The organism is Streptomyces sp. MMCC 100 (assembly GCF_041538145.2).
Classification (GTDB): domain Bacteria; phylum Actinomycetota; class Actinomycetes; order Streptomycetales; family Streptomycetaceae; genus Streptomyces.
On the sequence record NZ_JBGORK020000001.1, the window covers coordinates 271,679 to 284,088 of the forward strand.

At 71.0% G+C, this 12,410-nt stretch carries 11 protein-coding genes; 8 read left to right on the forward strand and 3 right to left on the reverse strand.

All coding sequences use genetic code 11. The features are described from left to right. Nucleotides 1-5 precede the first annotated feature (5 nt). The 7 genes from nadC to ABS735_RS01445 all read left to right on the forward strand — a co-directional run bounded on the left by nadC (nt 6) and on the right by ABS735_RS01445 (nt 4,791). Entirely contained in the window at nt 6-995 is a 990-nt protein-coding gene (gene nadC, locus ABS735_RS01415) for a carboxylating nicotinate-nucleotide diphosphorylase (protein ID WP_373905163.1), read from the forward strand. A 5-nt stretch (nt 996-1,000) separates the two neighbouring features. Then, a complete protein-coding gene (locus tag ABS735_RS01420) occupies nt 1,001-1,798 on the forward strand; it encodes a type III pantothenate kinase (protein WP_003975453.1) in 798 nt (265 codons plus the stop codon). Nucleotides 1,799-2,300: 502 nt separating this feature from the next. Then, a complete protein-coding gene (locus ABS735_RS01425) occupies nt 2,301-2,924 on the forward strand; it encodes a hypothetical protein (protein ID WP_373905164.1) in 624 nt (207 codons plus the stop codon). 23 nt (nt 2,925-2,947) lie between these two features. After that, the gene (locus ABS735_RS01430) at nt 2,948-3,127 is read left to right on the forward strand and encodes a hypothetical protein (RefSeq protein ID WP_373905096.1); all 180 of its coding nucleotides are present in this window, start codon (nt 2,948-2,950) and stop codon (nt 3,125-3,127) included. Between the two features lie 146 nt (nt 3,128-3,273). Next, nucleotides 3,274-3,672, forward strand: a complete 399-nt coding sequence (locus ABS735_RS01435; RefSeq protein WP_076974913.1) for a BlaI/MecI/CopY family transcriptional regulator — start codon at nt 3,274-3,276, stop codon at nt 3,670-3,672. A 9-nt stretch (nt 3,673-3,681) separates the two neighbouring features. Further along, nucleotides 3,682-4,191, forward strand: coding sequence for an amino-acid N-acetyltransferase (locus ABS735_RS01440; RefSeq protein ID WP_373905097.1), 510 nt, complete (start codon nt 3,682-3,684; stop codon nt 4,189-4,191). A 264-nt stretch (nt 4,192-4,455) separates the two neighbouring features. Continuing rightward, entirely contained in the window at nt 4,456-4,791 is a 336-nt protein-coding gene (locus tag ABS735_RS01445) for a histone-like nucleoid-structuring protein Lsr2 (protein WP_003975458.1), read from the forward strand. Here the strand turns inward: ABS735_RS01445 and ABS735_RS01450 are convergent, their stop codons facing one another. Next, nucleotides 4,792-5,694: an SCO3374 family protein gene (locus tag ABS735_RS01450; RefSeq protein ID WP_373905098.1), complete on the reverse strand. Its 903-nt coding sequence runs from the start codon at nt 5,692-5,694 to the stop codon at nt 4,792-4,794. Between the two features lie 441 nt (nt 5,695-6,135). On the opposite strand from ABS735_RS01450, the gene ABS735_RS01455 reads away from it, so the two are divergent. Further along, on the forward strand, nt 6,136-8,664 hold the full coding sequence (locus ABS735_RS01455) for an ATP-dependent Clp protease ATP-binding subunit (RefSeq protein WP_059302169.1): 2,529 nt from the start codon (nt 6,136-6,138) through the stop codon (nt 8,662-8,664). A gap of 71 nt (nt 8,665-8,735) precedes the next feature. Here ABS735_RS01455 and ABS735_RS01460 read toward each other — a convergent pair whose 3' ends face one another. Next, nucleotides 8,736-11,687 carry an NACHT domain-containing protein gene (locus ABS735_RS01460; RefSeq protein WP_373905099.1) on the reverse strand — a complete coding sequence of 984 codons (2,952 nt, stop codon included), beginning with the start codon at nt 11,685-11,687 and terminating at the stop codon, nt 8,736-8,738. A 43-nt stretch (nt 11,688-11,730) separates the two neighbouring features. After that, the gene (locus ABS735_RS01465; protein ID WP_373905101.1) at nt 11,731-12,402 is read right to left on the reverse strand and encodes an HAD family acid phosphatase; all 672 of its coding nucleotides are present in this window, start codon (nt 12,400-12,402) and stop codon (nt 11,731-11,733) included. Nucleotides 12,403-12,410 lie beyond the last annotated feature (8 nt).

Consider the following 12,410-nt stretch of genomic DNA (forward strand, 5'->3'; position numbering starts at 1 on the left):
CAGCAGTGAACCCCTCCGACCCCACCGAACTCCCCCTCGCCTCCGGCGGAGGCTGCGGCGACGGCTGCGCCTGCGGCGCGGAAAGCGAAGAAGACGCCTACATGGAGTGCGGCCTAGACCCGGCCCTCGCGGCACTCCTGCTGGACTCCGGACTCGACCCCGTCGAGGTCGAGGACATCGCGAACGTCGCCATCCAGGAGGACCTGGCGGGCGGCGTGGACGTGACGACCGTCGCGACCATCCCCGAGGACGCCGTGGCCACCGCCGACTTCACCGCGCGGGAGGCCGGCGTCGTGGCGGGCCTCAGGGTCGCCGAGGCCGTCCTGTCGATCGTCTGCACGGACGAGTTCGAGGTGGACCGCCACGTCGAGGACGGCGACCGCGTGGAGGCGGACCAGAAGCTCCTCTCCGTCACCACCCGCACCCGCGACATCCTCACCGCCGAACGCAGCGCACTGAACCTCCTGTGCCGCATGTCGGGCATCGCGACGGCCACGCGCGCGTGGGCGGACGTCCTGGACGGCACGAAGACCAAGGTCCGCGACACCCGCAAGACGACGCCGGGCCTGCGCAGCCTGGAGAAGTTCGCGGTCCGCTGCGGCGGCGGCGTCAACCACCGCATGTCCCTCTCGGACGCGGCCCTGGTCAAGGACAACCACGTGGTCGCCGCGGGCGGCGTCGCCGAGGCCTTCAACGCCGTACGCGAACGCTTCCCGGACGTGCCCATCGAGGTCGAGGTCGACACCCTGCACCAGCTGCGCGAGGTCGTGGACGCGGGCGCCGACCTCATCCTGCTGGACAACTTCACCCCCGACGAGTGCGAGGAGGCGGTGACCCTGGTCGCCGGCCGCGCCGCACTGGAGGCCTCGGGCCGCCTCACCCTCGCCAACGCCAAGGCGTACGCGGCCACGGGCGTCGACTACCTGGCGGTGGGCGCCCTCACCCACAGCTCCCCGATCCTGGACATCGGCCTGGACCTGCGAGCGGCGGAGTAGAACCCATGCTGCTGACGATCGACGTAGGCAACACGCACACCGTCCTCGGCCTCTTCGACGGCGAGGACATCGTCGAGCACTGGCGCATCTCCACGGACTCGCGCCGCACGGCCGACGAGCTGGCGGTCCTCCTCCAGGGCCTGATGGGCATGCACCCGCTGCTCGGCGACGAGCTGGGCGACGGCATCGACGGCATCGCCATCTGCGCGACGGTCCCCTCGGTCCTCCACGAACTCCGCGAGGTCACCCGCCGCTACTACGGCGACGTCCCCGCGGTCCTGGTCGAACCGGGCGTCAAGACCGGCGTCCCGATCCTCACCGACCACCCCAAGGAGGTCGGCGCCGACCGCATCATCAACGCGGTCGCCGCGGTCGAGCTGTACGGCGGCCCGGCGATCGTCGTGGACTTCGGCACGGCGACGACGTTCGACGCGGTCAGCGCGCGGGGGGAGTACATCGGCGGGGTCATCGCCCCCGGCATCGAGATCTCGGTCGAGGCGCTCGGCGTCAAGGGCGCCCAGCTCCGCAAGATCGAGGTGGCCCGGCCGCGGAGCGTGATCGGCAAGAACACGGTCGAGGCGATGCAGTCGGGCATCGTGTACGGCTTCGCCGGCCAGGTCGACGGCGTCGTCAACCGCATGGCGCGGGAGCTGGCCGACGACCCGGACGACGTAACGGTCATCGCGACGGGCGGACTGGCGCCGATGGTGCTGGGCGAGTCCTCGGTCATCGACGAGCACGAGCCGTGGCTGACGCTGATGGGGCTGCGGCTGGTGTACGAGCGGAACGTGTCCCGCATGTAGGCGGCGTGCCCGGCGGGGGCGTGGGCGCGGGGGGTGGGGAGCGCGGCCCGGCGTAACGGGGTGCCTCCCCCACTCTCGGCTTCGCTCGAGCGGGAGGTGCCCCCACCGCCCACCCGTGCCGCCCCAGCGGCACGACTGCCCGCAGCTGGGGCGGCATGCGACTGCCCGCAACGGCGGTCTGTGGCCGACCGATTCCGCGCCGTTCCGAGGACGGACACCCCCCGGCGCGGCCCCGACCCACCACCGAACCCAAGGCGCTACGCGCACCCCACCCCACCCGCACAGGCCGCCGCAGGCACCCCGCACCCCCACCGCACCACCGCCGGAGGCAGAAGCACCCCCACCGCACCACCGCCGGAGGCAGAGGCACCGCACCGCCCCACTGCCGGAGGCAGAGGCATCCGGGTGGGCCCACACGCCACACCCATGCCCCCTATGCCGAGTTTGTCTGATTAGCGCGTATCGTCGCCGCATGCCCACGCCCTACGGACCCCGCGGCGGCATGGCGTTCGGTGCTCAGGAGCTGCGTGTGCTCCGGCGAGCCCTCGCCCTCGCCCTGAACCCCAGCCCGGTCTCGGCCCAGGAGGCCCAGGACTGCCTCCACCTCGCAGAGTCGCTCGACGAGGCGATGCGGGAGGGCGCCCGGCTGCGTGCCTTCCTGGTGGCCGACCTCGCCCGGTACCGCGCCGCCCTCCCCGGCACCGCCACCGGCTACCTCGCGCTCCTGGACGAGGTACTGGACGCCGGTCACCGCCCCGGCGCGGACGACCTCGCCGCCCTGGGCGCCCTGCGCGGCAACCCCGCCGCGGCCGCGCTCCTGGCCCGCTGCGACCCCGCGACGACCGCGGCACGCGCCACGGCACGCGCCACGGCTCCGACCACGGCGTCCACCACGGCCACGATCACGCTCCCCGCCGCACGCACCCGCCTCCACGCCGTCCCCGGCGGCCGCCGCTCCGGCAGCGACCCCGCGCAGAAGCCCGCTCCGAAGCCGGCCCCGCACCCCGCCCCGGCCGCCCCCAAGCGACCCGTGCCGACCCCCGGCGAGGTCTTCCCGCGCCGCAAGCCCGCCCCGCCCGCCGCCCCGCCCGCCCCGGACTCCCGGCACCACCTCGCCGCCGGCTGACGGCGCCTGGCTACCCTGGTCCCATGGACTACGTCTCCGCGCTCCTGCCCCCGGCCGTCATGGCCGTCTTCTTCATCGGCGTGATCCGGGTGATCGTGAAGACCCAGGGCGGCGCCAACAAGGCCAAGGAGGACGCGGTCGTCGACGCCGCCCTCGCACGGGCGGAGGGTGCCCGGCAGGCGACCCCGCACCCCGAGGCCTGACCGACGCGCGACCCCGCGCGACCCCGCGTACGGCTCCCTCCCCGAGGAGCCGTACGCCCCTTTTGGTGCCCGTTCGCCTGCGGAAGCGCACGTCCGGCACGCGATCGTCACCATCTCCCACTATCGTTCGAAGCGTGCCTCGCCCATTGGGAGAACTCGAAGACGCGGTCATGACGAGGGTGTGGAAGTGGAACCGCCCCGTGACCGTTCGAGAAGTCCTGGAAGACCTGCAACAGGAACGGTCCATCGCGTACACCACCGTGATGACCGTTTTGGACAATCTCCATCAGAAGGGCTGGGTGCGCCGCGAGTCCGAAGGCCGCGCCTATCGATATGAGGCGGTCTCCACTCGCGCCGCCTACGCCGCCGCCCTCATGAACGACGCCTGGTCCCAGAGCGACAACCCCGCCGCGGCCCTCGTCGCCTTCTTCGGCATGATGAGCGAGGAACAGCGCCAGGCCCTCGGAGACGCCATCCGCATCGTGCAGGGACCGGAAACCCCCGCGCCGGGACCCGGCGCGGTACCGGACGGCGGCGAGCGATAGCGTCCCCACATGCCAAATGCCATCAGCGTCCGGCGGGCCCGCACCAGGGATGTCCCGGACGTACGCCGGCTGCTCGACGCGTACGTCCGTGACCGCATCCTGCTCGACAAAGCGATGGTGACGCTTTACGAGAGCATCCAGGAGTTCTGGGTCGCGGAACGGGACGACAACGCCGAGGTGGTCGGCTGCGGCGCCCTGCACGTGATGTGGGAAGACCTCGCGGAAGTGCGGACTCTCGCGGTGAAGCCGGGCCTGAAGGGCGCGGGCGTCGGGCATCAGTTGCTGGAGAAGTTGCTGGACACCGCGCGCTGGCTCGGTGTTCGCCGGGTTTTCTGTCTGACCTTCGAAGTGGACTTCTTCGGCAAGCACGGCTTCGTGGAGATCGGGGAGACACCGGTCGACACCGATGTGTACGCCGAGCTGCTGCGTTCCTATGACGAGGGCGTTGCGGAGTTCCTGGGTCTCGAACGAGTGAAACCGAACACCTTGGGCAACAGCCGGATGCTTCTGCATCTGTGATCGCCGCACTGCGGCAGGCGCCCGCAGTCCTTCACCGTCGTTCGAGGTTTATTCCACCGAGGTGCCCTTCATGGGTTCCCTATGTCCGAAACGCGCATGTTTCCGGCCCGGAGTCGGGCTACCGGTCTCCGCCGGGGGTTTGTGTTTTCCCGGCAAAAGCGGTTTGCTTTCCGGCGTACTGCAGTACTGCATATAACAAGGGGCGGCGATACGGCGGATGCCGGCGGACCCCCGGCCCTCAAGTTATCGATGAAAGGAAATCCGGTGGCACAGAAGGTTCAGGTCCTTCTTGTCGACGACCTCGACGGCGGCGAGGCAGACGAGACCGTGACGTTCGCACTGGACGGCAAGACCTACGAGATCGATCTCACCACCGCCAACGCGGACAAGCTCCGCGGTCTTCTCGACCCGTACCTGAAGGGTGGCCGTCGTACCGGGGGCCGTGCCTCGGGCGGTCGCGGCAAGGCGCGCGCCGCTTCCGGCGGCAGCCAGGACACCGCGGCGATCCGCGCCTGGGCGAAGGAGAACGGCTGGGACGTCAACGACCGCGGCCGTGTCCCCGCGAAGGTCCGCGAGGCGTACGAGCAGGCCAACGGCTGATCATCCGACCCGCGCCACGGGCCGTGCCCGCGGTGGGTCGCAGGCGGTGAGCCGCACGCGGTGGCACTGCGTGGCCAGGGTGTGGACCAGCCGGGCGAGATCGAGTGCGGTCCCGGCACACCCGAGGGCCGACAGCGCCGGCAGCGAGGGTTCGACCTCGCACCCCGGCTCCGGGGGTCGCAGCCAGACGGCGGCCCCCCGCAGGCCGTCGCGATCCGGGGGACGCGGCGGCAGGCCGTTGGATCCGCAGCCGTCCGGACTCTTGGACCCGATGTCCGGGCTGTTGGATCCGAAGCCGTCCGGACCGTTGGATCCGGTGGATCCGAAACCGTCCGGACCGTTGGATCCGGTGGATCCGAAACCGTCCGGACCGTTGGATCCGGTGAATCCGATGGATCCGAAACCGTCCGGACTGTTCGCGCCGATCGAGCCGAAGCCGCCAGGGCCGGACTCCGGGGCAAGGGGCGCGTCCACGAGACCCCCCGCTCCGACCGCCGTGAGGTCGAGCGCCAGTGAGCCCCACTCCAGCCACTCCAGGAGACCGGGCAGCTCCTCCGCACCACCCGCCGCCACGAGCAGCAGCATCCGCTCGTCCCGGACGGCCACCGGAAACCCCGGCACCGGCGAGCACGCACCGAACCCTCCGGCCCGTCCGAGCCGCTCCAGCGTCGCGTACCCGGCCTCGGCCGGCACGTCGAGGACGTCGAAGCGGATGCCCGTGCGCAGCCGCACCGGCTCCCCGGGCGCCGTCGGCCATCCGAGCGCGCTCTCGTACCACCACCGCGTCCGCTCCCACGCCGAGCCGCCGTTTTCGGTGGGCCGACGCGGCGACGGCACAACGGGGGACGCGGGGGACACAGGGGACGCGGAAGCGACGGGGACCGAGTGCGAGGCGCCGACCATGACAAGTGCAACAGTCGAAAGAGCGCCCGGGTTACGCTGGGTGGTGTCACGAATGCGCAGAGTGCCGGAACGGGGCGGCAAGAGGGGGCGTGCGGGGGTGTGGGGAGGCGCAAGGTTGTTCGCCCGTAGCGGAGGGAACCGGTGCGCGCGGCATGGAGTGTCACTCCCTGCGGGTAAGACATCCCTAGTGGGAGGGGGCGACATGCAGATCGGGCCGTCTCGCGTTCGCCATCGGCGTACTGGCGAGTGGGGTAAGTGCCTGGCCTGCGGGAACATCGTCTCGCACCATCGGGTTGTGGCAGATGTCGGCGTCAGGGGTCAGGAGGCCATCGACGGTGTCGGCAGTTGGAATGAGCGGTCCCCGCTTGCGGGACTAAGCTGCGGAAGGACAGGGAGGGGAAGTTCCCCTTACTGCCTGACCGCTCTGAGGAGCGATTAACGATGTTCGAGAGGTTCACCGACCGCGCGCGGCGGGTTGTCGTCCTGGCTCAGGAAGAAGCCCGGATGCTCAACCACAACTACATCGGCACCGAGCACATCCTCCTGGGCCTGATCCACGAGGGTGAGGGTGTCGCCGCCAAGGCCCTTGAGAGCCTCGGGATTTCGCTCGAGGCGGTCCGCCAGCAGGTGGAGGAGATCATCGGGCAGGGCCAGCAGGCCCCGTCGGGTCACATCCCCTTCACCCCCCGTGCCAAGAAGGTCCTGGAGCTGTCGCTCCGCGAGGCCCTCCAGCTGGGTCACAACTACATCGGCACGGAGCACATCCTGCTCGGCCTGATCCGCGAGGGCGAGGGCGTCGCCGCCCAGGTCCTGGTCAAGCTGGGCGCAGATCTGAACCGGGTGCGGCAGCAGGTCATCCAGCTGCTCTCCGGCTACCAGGGCAAGGAGACCGCCACCGCCGGCGGTCCTGCGGAGGGCACTCCTTCCACGTCCCTGGTCCTCGACCAGTTCGGCCGGAACCTCACCCAGGCCGCTCGTGAGTCCAAGCTCGACCCGGTCATCGGGCGCGAGAAGGAGATCGAGCGGGTCATGCAGGTGCTGTCCCGCCGTACCAAGAACAACCCGGTGCTGATCGGTGAGCCCGGCGTCGGCAAGACCGCCGTCGTCGAGGGCCTCGCGCAGGCCATCGTCAAGGGCGAGGTGCCCGAGACCCTCAAGGACAAGCACCTCTACACCCTGGACCTCGGCGCGCTGGTCGCCGGCTCCCGCTACCGCGGTGACTTCGAGGAGCGCCTGAAGAAGGTGCTCAAGGAGATCCGCACCCGCGGCGACATCATCCTGTTCATCGACGAGCTGCACACGCTGGTCGGTGCGGGTGCCGCCGAGGGCGCCATCGACGCCGCGAGCATCCTCAAGCCGATGCTGGCCCGTGGTGAGCTGCAGACCATCGGTGCGACCACGCTGGACGAGTACCGCAAGCACCTGGAGAAGGACGCGGCCCTCGAGCGTCGCTTCCAGCCGATCCAGGTCGCGGAGCCGTCGCTGCCGCACACGATCGAGATCCTCAAGGGTCTGCGCGACCGCTACGAGGCCCACCACCGCGTCTCCATCACGGACGAGGCCCTCGTCCAGGCGGCGACGCTCGCCGACCGCTACATCTCGGACCGCTTCCTGCCGGACAAGGCGATCGACCTGATCGACGAGGCCGGTTCCCGGATGCGCATCCGCCGGATGACCGCGCCGCCGGACCTCCGCGAGTTCGACGAGAAGATCGCCGGCGTGCGCCGCGACAAGGAGTCCGCGATCGACTCGCAGGACTTCGAGAAGGCCGCCTCCCTCCGCGACAAGGAGAAGCAGCTCCTGGCCGCCAAGGCCAAGCGGGAGAAGGAGTGGAAGGCCGGCGACATGGACGTCGTCGCCGAGGTCGACGGCGAGCTGATCGCCGAGGTCCTCGCCACGGCGACGGGCATCCCGGTCTTCAAGCTCACGGAGGAGGAGTCCTCGCGCCTGCTGCGTATGGAGGACGAGCTCCACAAGCGGGTCATCGGCCAGAAGGACGCCGTCAAGGCGCTCTCGAAGGCGATCCGCCGCACCCGTGCCGGCCTGAAGGACCCGAAGCGTCCCGGTGGCTCGTTCATCTTCGCCGGCCCGTCCGGTGTCGGTAAGACCGAGCTGTCCAAGGCCCTGGCGGAGTTCCTCTTCGGTGACGAGGACGCGCTGATCTCCCTCGACATGTCGGAGTTCAGCGAGAAGCACACGGTGTCGCGTCTCTTCGGTTCGCCCCCCGGTTACGTGGGCTACGAGGAGGGCGGCCAGCTGACGGAGAAGGTCCGCCGCAAGCCGTTCTCGGTCGTCCTCTTCGACGAGGTCGAGAAGGCTCACCCGGACATCTTCAACTCGCTGCTGCAGATCCTGGAGGACGGTCGCCTGACCGACTCCCAGGGCCGGGTGGTGGACTTCAAGAACACGGTCATCATCATGACGACCAACCTCGGCACCCGGGACATCTCCAAGGGCTTCAACCTCGGCTTCGCCGCCGCGGGCGACACGAAGTCCAACTACGAGCGCATGAAGAACAAGGTCCAGGACGAGCTGAAGCAGCACTTCCGGCCCGAGTTCCTCAACCGCGTCGATGACGTGGTCGTCTTCCCGCAGCTCAGCCAGGACGACATCCTGCAGATCGTCGACCTGATGATCCAGAAGGTCGACGAGCGCCTCAAGGACCGGGACATGGGCATCGAGCTCTCCCAGTCCGCCAAGGAGCTGCTGTCCAAGCGGGGCTACGACCCGGTGCTGGGCGCGCGTCCGCTGCGCCGCACGATCCAGCGCGAGGTCGAGGACTCGCTGTCGGAGAAGATCCTCTTCGGCGAGCTGCGTCCCGGTCACATCGTGGTCGTGGACACCGAGGGCGAGGGTGACACGGCGACCTTCACCTTCCGGGGTGAGGAGAAGTCGACCCTCCCCGACGTCCCGCCGATCGAGCAGGCGGCCGGTGGCGGCGCGGGTCCGAACCTGAGCAAGGAGGCGTAGCCCTCGGGGGTGAGCCTGGAAAGGGGCTGCCCGGGACTTCGGTCCCGGGTGGCCCCTTTTCCCTTGCGCCGTCAGGTCCGGAGGAACCTGGCCCGGGGGAAGAGGTCGGGGAGCCGGGTGGTGTCCCGCCCGTGGGAGCCGAACAGCTGCACGGTGCGGACGCCGGGAAGGGCCGGCAGCGCTTCCGGGCCGATGTCGAGGACCGACGCGTCCAGCGTCAGGGCCTCCAGCTGCGGCAGCCGAGACAGCTCCGCCCAGTCGGCGGTGGTGACGCGGAAGCCGGGCAGGCTGAGTGCACGCAGCGTGGACCAATGGGACAGGCCGCGAAGACCGGTGTCCACGGTGGCTGCCCGACCGAGGTAGAGCCGCCGCAGGCGTGCCGCCACCGGGAGGGAGTCGGTCAGGCGGGTGCCCGGAAGCCGTTGCAGCACCGACAGTTGCTGGAGCGAGGCCAGTTCGTTCAGGCCGGTGAGATCGGCGCTGCCGACGACCGTGAGGGTTTCCAGGGGGAGGGCGGACAGCCGCCCCATGCCCCGCGCAGGCCCGCAGTCGAACAGCGCCAGGCGCCGCAGGGAGCCGACGGCCGTCAGCGCTTCCAGGTCGGTCACCTCCGGATTGTCCTCAAGGGACAGTTCCTCGACCGCGCCTGGCTCCGGTAGACAGGCAAGGATGTCGTCCAGGGAGTGCGCGCCGCGGAACTGGAGCTTGCGCCACGGCCGCATGCCCGCGTGTACGGCACGCTGCGCCGCTGTCGTGCAGGTCAGGAACAAGTCTGTCGGGTCCAGCTGTTCAAGGACCTCCACCGCGTACTCCCGCGCGTCGAACCGGTCCCACGTCCCCACGAGCTGCCGTCGCACACGGAGAGCCGCGTGCTTGCGGAACCGACGCAGCACCGCGAGCGCCCCGGCCGGTTCCTGCTCCGCCAGCAGCGAGGCCGTCACCGTCACGCCGTGCGCCTCCGACTCCGTCAGCCCCTCCGGACCCGGCAGCAACTCCAGCACCAGCGGGCCCGCCTCCGCCAGCGCCTTCGAATTCCCCATCGTCCCCGGAGGGATCAGCGCCCCCGCTCGCGCCTCCACCTCCCTCCGTACCGCCGGGTCCAGGGCCGTCGCGTGCTCCAGGCAGGCCAGGGCCAGCAGCGTCAGCCGAGGTGTGTCCTCCGCCAGCAGCCGCCGCAGCAGCACCGCCCGCTCACCGGGCCGGGCGTGGGCCACCGCCATGCGGACGACGTCCTCCCACTGGGTGTCGCCCGCACGGCCCGCGATGACGTCGAGGTGGCCCTCCTCGACCGCGTACCGTGCGCCCAGGTAGTCCTGGAAGGTGCGGTGCACGAAGTCCAGCGAACCCTCGTCGGGCCGCCGGAGCAGCCCGCTGCGCAGGACCAGCGCCCGCAGGACCGTCGCCGCGTCGCCCTGCCCCGCCGCCGAGGCGACCGACGGCAGCGCGCGCTCCACGATGCCCTCGGCCGTCTCCACCGCCATCTCCGTGCGCCCGCTCAGCACCAGCGCGTACGCCAGCCGCTGGAGCAGCTCCAGTTGGGCCTCCTCGCCCAGCTCCACCGCCTCCATGCCCCGCTCCCGGTCCCGGCGGGCGAGCAGCATCGTGAGGGCGGCGTCGTACAACTCCTTGCGTCCCGTGGGGAGGTACCCACGGCGTTCCCGGTGCAGGGCGCAGATCAGACCGCACATCAGGGGGTTGGTGGCGAGGCGGGCCAGGTCGCGCTTGGTGCGCAGGGAGTCCAGCAGCCGCGCCTCGTACTCGGGGGCGTCGGCCGCCGCGTGCCAGCGCCGTACGAAGGTGGCGACGTCGGGCTCCCGCATCGGGGTGAGGGCCAGCTCCCGGAAGCCCTCGGCGGCCAGCCAGTCGGCGCGTACGGCGGTGGGGCGGGAGGTGAGCAGCCAGCGGTTGCCGGGGAACGCGCGGACCAGGGCGAGGAGCCAGTCGCGGGTGCGGTGCCGTTCGGCGGTGGGGATCTCGTCCAGGCCGTCGACGAGGACCAGGCCCCGGCCGGCGGTCAGCACCCGTTCCGCCCAGCCCTCCGGAGGGGTGAGCGGGCAGCTCACGGCGGTGAGGAAGGCCGCGGGGGAGGGCAGCACGCCCGCGCGGGTCAGCGTGCGCAGCGGCAACACGTACGGGATCCGGGCGCCGTCCCGTGCCGCGGTCACCGCCAGCCACTGCACCAGCGTCGTCTTGCCAGAGCCCGCGTCGCCGCGCAGCAGTACGCGCTCGCGGGTGCGCAGGGCGTCCTCGGCGGCGAGGCGCACCGTGCGCTCGGGGTCGGCGAACTCACCCGGGAGCGCGGTGTGTTCCTCCTCCGTGGTCGCCTCCAGGCTCAGGTAGGCGACCTCCAACGGCCACCGGTCCGGCGAGTCGCGCAGGTCGATGCCGTAGATGGTGATGCGGTTGTGCTGCTCGGCGACGTACAGCAGGTAGCGGCGCTCGAACGCCGTGTCCCGGGCGTCCGGGCGGGGTACGCGGGCGATCAGCTCGTCGACCTTGGTGATCAGCTCGGCCTGGCCGCGCGTCTGGGCCACCAGGGTGCGGGCGACGAAGGTGGAGCGCCGGGTGAAGAACTCCAGGATGTGCAGGCAGGCCCACTCGGTCGCCGAGTCGAGGAAGTAGCGGGCGTCGCTGGAGAGACCGTCGCCGGACCCGGCGGCCTGCTGCCGCAGCCGGGCGGCCAGTTCGCCGTGGCCCAGCCGGACCGCCTGCACGTCGTCCATGTCCAGGTCGCCCAGGGCGAGGAGCCGCGCCGTCAGGGCGTCGGCGACGGCCGTCTCCTCGTCGTGCGGGAAGGGCGGCTCGCCGGGGGAGCCCAGGGAGTCGGCCACCAGCTTCCCGGCGAGCCCCCGCACCTCCCTCTCCCCGAGCGTGCGCTGCTCGCCCCGGAAGGACACCAGGCGGGTCAGCCGGACCGGTCGGTCGACCAGTCCGGCGCCGGGCCCGCCCGACACGAACAGCTTCTTCACCAGCGGGGCGACCAGACTGGACGCCAACTTCCCACCGAGTACCGCCGGTTCCATGCGCCACCCCCGTGGTCGGTCGTCGAGGGGAGCATAACGATCGTCAGGACAACTGGCCGTCGTAGTCCGGCAGCTTGAAGGTCTTCTCGGCGTGGCCGCCCGACAGGTCGGTGGCGCTGTTGCCGATGTTGGCGATGATCGTGTAGCCGTCCGACTCGATCTCGGCGCGCTGTTCGGTCTTGTACTCGGCGACGTCCCGGAACAGGTCGAGGAACCCGCGGACGTACAGCCCGGACGACTCGTACCCGGCGTGGGCGAGGTTCCACTCGGTGGGCGCCTCGATGATGCCGGGGCGGGCGGTCACGAAGAACAGGGCGACACCGTGCTCCTGGGCGTACTCGGCGACCTCCAGGACCGGCCGGTTGGCGGGCTGGGGGTAGCTGAAGCCGAAGTCGGTCTCCAGGGAGGTGTTGTCGATGTCGAGGACGATCGCCTGCTTCTCGCCGGGAGCGGAGCCGGCGATCCGCTCCTTCAGGTACGGCAGCGCTCCGTCCATCACGGCCCGGCAGTCCCGCTGCCAGGTGTCGTAGTCGACGTCGGCGGCGGTGGTGGTGGCCGCGACCGCCGTCACCGGCGTGGGCTGCGTCTCGGCCGGTGCGGCGACGGACGGCGTGACGGTCGCGGCGAGCGCCGCCGCGGTGACGGCGGCCGTACCGGCGGCACGCGTCCATGTACGGCGCCGGGTCTGTCTGGTCTGTCCGGTCTGGTCGGTCATGGGGGGTT

What these genes read in the sequence shown, in the direction of transcription:
- ABS735_RS01420 (WP_003975453.1), top strand. Translation starts at nt 1,001, where the DNA reads ATGCTGCTGACGATCGACGTAGGCAACACGCACACCGTCCTCGGCCTC.
- ABS735_RS01425 (WP_373905164.1), top strand. Translation starts at nt 2,301, where the DNA reads ATGGCGTTCGGTGCTCAGGAGCTGCGTGTGCTCCGGCGAGCCCTCGCC.
- ABS735_RS01430 (WP_373905096.1), top strand. Translation starts at nt 2,948, where the DNA reads ATGGACTACGTCTCCGCGCTCCTGCCCCCGGCCGTCATGGCCGTCTTC.
- ABS735_RS01440 (WP_373905097.1), top strand. Translation starts at nt 3,682, where the DNA reads ATGCCAAATGCCATCAGCGTCCGGCGGGCCCGCACCAGGGATGTCCCG.
- ABS735_RS01450 (WP_373905098.1), bottom strand. Translation starts at nt 5,694, where the DNA reads ATGGTCGGCGCCTCGCACTCGGTCCCCGTCGCTTCCGCGTCCCCTGTG.
- ABS735_RS01455 (WP_059302169.1), top strand. Translation starts at nt 6,136, where the DNA reads ATGTTCGAGAGGTTCACCGACCGCGCGCGGCGGGTTGTCGTCCTGGCT.
- ABS735_RS01460 (WP_373905099.1), bottom strand. Translation starts at nt 11,687, where the DNA reads ATGGAACCGGCGGTACTCGGTGGGAAGTTGGCGTCCAGTCTGGTCGCC.
- ABS735_RS01465 (WP_373905101.1), bottom strand. Translation starts at nt 12,402, where the DNA reads ATGACCGACCAGACCGGACAGACCAGACAGACCCGGCGCCGTACATGG.